Origin of the sequence: Nocardioides sp., assembly GCF_035429765.1 — a bacterium.
In the GTDB taxonomy this organism is placed as follows: Bacteria; Actinomycetota; Actinomycetes; order Propionibacteriales; family Nocardioidaceae; genus Nocardioides.
Genome location: NZ_DAOMFK010000180.1, coordinates 1 through 6547, shown reverse-complemented (window position 1 = coordinate 6547; position 6547 = coordinate 1). Strand labels below are relative to the sequence as shown.

The window sequence follows — 6547 nt, the reverse complement described above, 5'->3', positions numbered from 1 at the left end:
GCCACGGTTCCGAACTCGGCTCGGGGCTTACCCTCTCCCCTTGCGGGAGAGGGGCGCGGCGAAGCACGCGGGGTGAGGGGTCGGCTGCCTGCCACAGACCGCAGCCTCCTCCGGCGTGGGGCCGGCCCCCCCCCCCCACACCCCCGCCCGACGGCTACTGGTGGGTACGACATGCCAGACGCGTCGTACGCACCAGTAGCCTCGCGACGCGGAGGTCGGGCGCACACCCGGGCGACCAGGATGAGGGGCGCAGAGGCCCGGACAGGGGCGACCCGCAGGCGTGGCCCTCGGTGGGGCCGCCTCCGGCGGACGTGGGATCCGGATCGCCTGCGGGTCGGGTGACTGCTTGGGATTCACCAGCGCGACGTCGACGCACTGGTCGCGGCCGCTGCTAGCGGGCAGCCACCTCACGCGTCCTTGAAGAAATCATCCGTCGGACCACCTCCTTTCCCGTGTCCGACCAACGGTAGGCGGCCGGGCGACCGCACTCAAGCCGATTTCACCCAGGATCCGCGGCCGGCGACGAGCGGACTCAGGCCACGGCCTCCGGGTCGGCGTGGGTGAACTGGGACAGGTAGAGCCGGGCGTAGGCACCGCCCCGGGCCAGGAGCTCCTCGTGGGTGCCCTGCTCGACGATCGCGCCGTCCTCCATCACCAAGATCAGGTCGGCGTCGCGGATCGTGGAGAGCCGGTGGGCGATGACGAACGAGGTCCGGTCGCTGCGCAGGGCGGCCATCGCGTGCTGGAGCAGCAGCTCGGTGCGCGTGTCCACCGACGACGTGGCCTCGTCCAGGATGAGCAGCGCCGGGTCGGACAGGAACGCACGGGCGATGGTCACCAGCTGCCGCTCCCCCGCGGAGAGGTTCGACCCCTCCTCGTCGATGTGGGTGTCGTAGCCCTCCGGAAGCGAGTGCACGAACCGGTCGACGAAGGTGGCCCGCGCGGCGGCGAGGATCTCCTCCTCGGTCGCACCGGGCCGGCCGTACGCGATGTTCTCCCGGATCGTGCCGGCGAACAGCCAGGTGTCCTGCAGCACCATCCCGATCTGGTCACGCAGCACGCTGCGCGGCATCGAGGAGATGTCCACGCCGTCGAGGGTGATCCGCCCGGCGTCGACCTCGTAGAACCGCATCACCAGGTTCACCAGGGTGGTCTTCCCCGCACCGGTCGGGCCGACGATCGCCACCGTGTGCCCGGGGTCGGCGACCAGCGACAGGTCGTGGATCAGCGGCCGCTCGGGGTCGTAGGAGAAGCTCACGTGCTCGAACCGGACCTCGCCGTGCCGCTGCCCCTCGGGTGCCGCGGCGCCGTCCCGGTCGGGCACCTGCTCCTCGGCGTCCAAGAGCTCGAAGACACGCTCGGCGGACGCGACGCCCGACTGCAGCAGGTTGGTCATCGAGGCCACCTGGGTCAGCGGCTGGGTGAACTGCCGGGAGTACTGGATGAACGCCTGGACGTCGCCCAGCGAGATCGCGCCGCTGGAGACCCGCAGGCCCCCGAGCACGGCGATCAGCACGTAGTTGAGGTTCCCGATGAACATCATGACGGGCATGATCAGACCGCTGACGAACTGCGCACCGAAGGACGCCTCGTAGAGCTTCTCGTTCTCCTCCGCGAAGGTGCGCTCCACCTCCTGCTGGCGGCCGAACACCCTGATCAGGGCGTGGCCGGAGAAGGTCTCCTCGATGTGGGCGTTGAGCCGGCCGGTACGCCGCCACTGGTCGACGAAGAGCCGCTGGGAGCGGCGCATGACGAGTCCGGCGACGACCATCGAGACGGGGACGGAGATCAGCGCCACCAGCGCCAGCAGCGGCGAGATCCAGAACATCATCCCGAGCACGGCCAGCACCGTCAGCAGTGCGGTGAGGAGCTGGCTCATGGTCTGCTGCAGGGTCTGGCTGACGTTGTCGATGTCGTTGGTGACGCGGCTGAGCAGCTCCCCGCGCGGCTGCCGGTCGAAGTAGCCCAGCGGCAGAGTGTTGACCTTGTCCTCCACGTCGGCGCGCATCCGGCGTACCGTCGCCTGCACGACGTCGTTGAGCAGGTAGCCCTGCAGCCAGGCCAGTACGGCGGCCGCGGCGTACACCGCCAGCACCAGCAGCAGGACCTGGCCGACCGCCTGGAAGTCGACGCCCTGGCCGGGGACCACGTCCATGGCCGAGACCATGTCGGCGAGCCGGTCCTCGCCCCTGGCCCGCATCGCCGCGACCACCTGCTCCTTCGACACACCGGCCGGCATCCGGGCGCCGACGACGCCGGCGAAGATCAGGTCGGTGGCGTGCCCGAGGATGCGCGGGCCGACCGACATCAGCGTCACGCTCACGACGGCCAGCAGCACCACGGCGATCGCCTTGGCGCGCTCCGGTCGCATCCGGGCCACCATCCGCCGTGCCGACGGACCGAAGCGGGTGGCCTTCTGACCGACCATGCCGCCGCCGAACGGCCCGCGCCCCATGCCGGGCCCGGCCTGGATGCGCTCGGTCTCGCGCAGCCGGCCCGAGGTCGCCTTCGGGGCTTCGCGGGTCGTCACGCGACCTCCTCCGCGCCGAGCTGGGAGGAGACGATCTCCTGGTACGTCGCGCACGTGGCGAGCAGCTGCTCGTGAGTGCCCCGGCCTACCACCGCCCCGTCGTCGAGGACGACGATGGTGTCGGCGTCGCGGATCGTCGAGACGCGCTGGGCCACGACCAGCACGGTCGCGTCCCGGGTCACCGGCCGGAGGGCCGCGCGCAGCCGGGCGTCGGTCGCCAGGTCGAGCGCCGAGAAGGCGTCGTCGAACAGGTAGATCTGCGGGCGACGGACCAGCGCACGGGCGATCGCCAGCCGCTGCCGCTGCCCGCCGCTGACGTTGGTGCCACCCTGGGCGACCGGCGCCTCGAGCTGCCCGGGGAGCTCCTGCACGAAGTCGGCGGCCTGGGCGATCTCCAGGGCCTCCCACAGGTCCTGGTCGGAGGCCTCGGGGTTGCCCAGGCGCAGGTTGCTGGCGACGGTCCCGGAGAAGAGGTAGGCCCGCTGCGGCACCAGGCCCAGCACCTGGGAGAGCCGCTCCGGAGCCACGGCCCGCACGTCGACGCCACCGACGAGCACACGGCCGGCGGTGGCGTCGAACAGCCGCGGCACGAGGTTGACCAGGGTGCTCTTGCCGGCGCCGGTCGATCCGATGACGGCGACGAGCTGCCCGGGCAGGGCCGAGAACGAGACCTCGCGGAGGACCGGGTGGTCGGCGCCGGGGTAGCTGAACCCGACCCGGTCGAAGACCAGCGTGCCGGGCTCGGGAAGGGTGGTGACCGGGTCGGCGGGCGGGACGACGGAGCTCTCGGTGTCGAGCACCTCCGCGATCCGGTCTGCGCAGACGCTGGACCTCGGGATCATCATCATCATGAAGGTCGCCATCATCACCGACATCAGGATCTGGACGAGGTAGGCCAGGAAGGCGGTGAGCTGGCCGACCTCCATCTGCCCGTTGTCCACCCGGTGGCCGCCGAACCACAGCACCCCCACCGAGGAGATGTTGAGGATCAGCATCACCGTGGGGAACATCAGCGAGAGCCAGCGTCCGGCCCGGATCGCCACCGTGGTGAGCTCGTCGTTGGCCACCGCGAACCGCTCGGTCTCGTGCTGCTCGCGGACGAACGCGCGCACCACCCGGACGCCGGTGATCTGCTCGCGGAGCAGCCGGTTCACCTCGTCGATGCGCTCCTGCATGACCCGGAAGCTGGGCACCATCCGGCTCACGATGAACGTCACCGAGAGCAGCAGGGCCGGGACGGTGACCAGGAGCAGCCAGGAGAGTCCGACGTCCTCGCGCAGCGCCATCACCACACCGCCGACCATCATGATCGGGGCGGCCACCATCATCGTGAGGGCCAGCAGCACCAGCATCTGCACCTGCTGCACGTCGTTGGTGTCGCGGGTGATCAGCGACGGGGCGCCGAAGTGCTGGACCTCGCGCTGGGAGTAGGAGCCCACGCGGTGGAACAGGGCGGCCCGCAGGTCGCGGCCGAAGCCCATCGCGGTGCGCGCGGAGAACCAGACGGCCACGATCGTGCAGGCGACCTGCAGCACCGCGACGGCGAGCATGATCCCGCCGGTGCGCAGGATGTAGCCGGTGTCGCCCTGGGTCACCCCCTTGTCGATGATGTCGGCGTTGAGGCTGGGCAGCGTCAGCGCCGCCACCGTGGCCACGAACTGGAGGCCCACGATGAGCGCCAGCCACGGGTGGTAGGGCCGCAGGAACTCCCGGACGACCCGGATCAGCATGGGTCCTCCGTCGGACGGTCGGGGTGCAGGAGTACGCCGTCCAGCACCACGCCGACGATCTCCTCGGGCGTGAGCAGCTGCTGGTCGGTGATGTGGGGGTGGCTGCCGGAGAACGTCAGCAGCCGGAGCACGCGAGCCACCTGGGCCGGCGGCACCCGCAGCGCCGCCGCGTCCGGCTCGATCAGCTCCACCATGAGGTCACCCGCCTGGCGCTTCCAGTCCTCGGGCTCGGTCCCCCGGTGCTTGGCGGCCGGGGGCGGGATGCCCAGGGCCGCCATCAGCCGGAACATCTGCAAGAAGCGCTTCTGGAAGATCGTGGTCAGCGCCACCAGCCGCTCACGGAGCGCAGCGTCGCGGTCGACGGCCGCCAGCGCCGCGAGGAAGTCGCTCGGGTCGAACGCCGCGTCGAGGGTGGCGTCGACCAGCTCCTCCTTGGTGGTGAACACCCGGAAGATGGTGCCCTCGGCGATGCCGGCGGCCTCGGCGATCTGCCTGGTGGTCGCGGCCCGGCCGTGCTCGATCAGCACGGGGAGCGCCGCGGCCACGATGGCCGCCCGGCGCTCCGCCGCCGACAGCCGGGGCGCGCGGGGAGTCACCCGCCCCACGGTAGTTGAGTGAGTGCTCACTCACAAGTGGTTTTCAGGGTGCGAGCCGTTGCACGTGCCAGCCGTCGTCGCGGCGCCGGTAGACCAGGCGGTCGTGCATCCGGCCGGGACGCCCCTGCCAGAACTCCACGGTCTCCGGCCGGACGGCGTACCCGCCCCACTCCGCGGGGGGCGGAACCTCGGGCTGGTCGGCGAACCGGGCCTGCGCCTGGGCGTACGCCTCATCGAGGGCGTCCCGGTCGGGGACCACCTGGGACTGGTGGGAGGCCCAGGTCCCCACCTGGGACGGGCGTGGGCGGGCGGCGAACTGGGCCACGACGTCCTCGCGGAGGAGCTGGGAGGCCACCCCCTCCACCCGCACCTGCCGCTCGAGGGGGTTCCACGGGAACAGCAGGGCGCACGAGGGGTTGGCGGCGAGCTCGGTGCCCTTGCGCGAGAGCAGGTTGGTGAAGAACACGAAGCCCCACTCGGTGACGCCCTTGAGCAGCACCATCCGGGAGGAGGGCCGCCCGTCCCGCGTGCTGGTGGCGAGCACGACGGCCTCGGGCTGGTGCAGGCCGGCGGCCACGGCCTCGGCGTACCAGCGCCCGAACATGGCCATCGGGTCGGCGGCGAGGTCCCTCTCGTGCAGGCCGTCGCCGGCGTAGGCCCTGCGCAGCGCCGCCCACGCGGGGGGCGGCCCGGCCCGGTCGGGTCCGCCGGGGGCGCTGCCGGGCTCCATGGGTGGGGGCGTAGCCCGCGGAGCGGCGCCGGTGCTGCGAGGCGAGGGGCGAGGTGGAGGATGACGCGGGTGGCCTGTTGCCCCGCGCTCCGCGCGATCCGCGGAGTCGCTGACGAAGGAGTCACACCGAGATGACTGAGGTTCACCACGGCCTGGAGGGCGTGATCGCCTTCCAGACCGAGATCGCCGAGCCCGACAAGGAGGGCTCGGCGCTGCGCTACCGGGGCGTGGACATCGAGGAGATCGTCGGCCGCGTGCCGTTCGAGAACGTCTGGGGCCTGCTGGTGGACGGCACCTACACCCCGGGGCTCCCGCCCGCCGAGCCGTACAACATCGCGATCCACACCGGCGACGTGCGCGCCGACGTGCAGGCGAGCGTGGCGATGCTCGCGCCGATGCTCGGCATGGGGCAGACCTACGACATCAGCGACGAGCAGGCGCGGCTGGACCTGTCCCGGGTGGCGGTCATGGTGCTCTCGTACGCCGCGCAGGCCGCCCGCGGGCTGGGGCGCCCGGTGGTCACCCAGCGCGAGGTGGACCGCGGCCGCAGCCTGGCCGAGAAGTTCCTGATCCGGTGGCGCGGCGAGGCGGACCCGCGCCACGTCCGGGCCATCGACGCCTACTGGAGCTCCGCGGCGGAGCACGGGATGAACGCCTCGACGTTCACGGCCCGGGTGATCACCTCCACCGGCGCCGACGTGGCGGCGGCCTTCTCGGGGGCCATCGGGGCGATGAGCGGGCCGCTGCACGGCGGCGCCCCCTCGCGCGTGCTCGGGATGATCGAGGAGGTCGAGCGGCGCGGCGACGCGGCGCCGTACGTCAAGGAGCTGCTGGACTCGGGTGAGCGGCTGATGGGCTTCGGGCACCGGGTCTACCGGGCCGAGGACCCCCGGGCCCGGGTGCTGCGGCGGACCGCCCGCGAGCTCGGGGCGCCCCGCTTCGAGGTCGCCGAGGCGCTGGA

5 protein-coding genes are annotated in these 6547 nt (G+C 72.1%); 1 reads left to right on the top strand and 4 read right to left on the bottom strand.

Going from position 1 to position 6547, the window contains the following annotated elements; all coding sequences use genetic code 11:
• Window positions 1-532: 532 nt before the first annotated feature.
• Genes PLP61_RS13775 through pdxH form a run of 4 tightly spaced genes read right to left on the bottom strand, consistent with a single transcriptional unit; the run spans window position 533 to window position 5586 of the window.
• Entirely contained in the window at window positions 533-2530 is a 1998-nt protein-coding gene (locus PLP61_RS13775; RefSeq protein ID WP_502889061.1) for an ABC transporter ATP-binding protein, read from the bottom strand.
• Complete coding sequence (locus PLP61_RS13770; protein ID WP_324503312.1) at window positions 2527-4260, bottom strand: ABC transporter ATP-binding protein; 1734 nt, start codon at window positions 4258-4260, stop codon at window positions 2527-2529. Before PLP61_RS13770 ends, PLP61_RS13775 begins: the two co-directional genes overlap by 4 nt.
• Window positions 4254-4856, bottom strand: a complete 603-nt coding sequence (locus PLP61_RS13765) for a TetR/AcrR family transcriptional regulator (protein WP_324503311.1) — start codon at window positions 4854-4856, stop codon at window positions 4254-4256. The genes PLP61_RS13770 and PLP61_RS13765 overlap by 7 nt, the downstream gene beginning before the upstream one ends.
• 43 nt (window positions 4857-4899) lie before the next feature.
• Complete coding sequence (gene pdxH / locus PLP61_RS13760; RefSeq protein WP_324503310.1) at window positions 4900-5586, bottom strand: pyridoxamine 5'-phosphate oxidase; 687 nt, start codon at window positions 5584-5586, stop codon at window positions 4900-4902.
• A gap of 131 nt (window positions 5587-5717) precedes the next feature.
• On the opposite strand from pdxH, the gene PLP61_RS13755 reads away from it, so the two are divergent.
• Window positions 5718-6547 (top strand): citrate synthase 2 (locus PLP61_RS13755; protein ID WP_324503309.1); only part of this gene is annotated, 830 nt, incomplete at its 3' end.

Excerpts from the sequence above, each read along its gene's own strand:
- PLP61_RS13770 (WP_324503312.1), bottom strand. The coding sequence starts at position 4,260 with ATGCTGATCCGGGTCGTCCGGGAGTTCCTGCGGCCCTACCACCCGTGG.
- pdxH (WP_324503310.1), bottom strand. The coding sequence starts at position 5,586 with ATGGAGCCCGGCAGCGCCCCCGGCGGACCCGACCGGGCCGGGCCGCCC.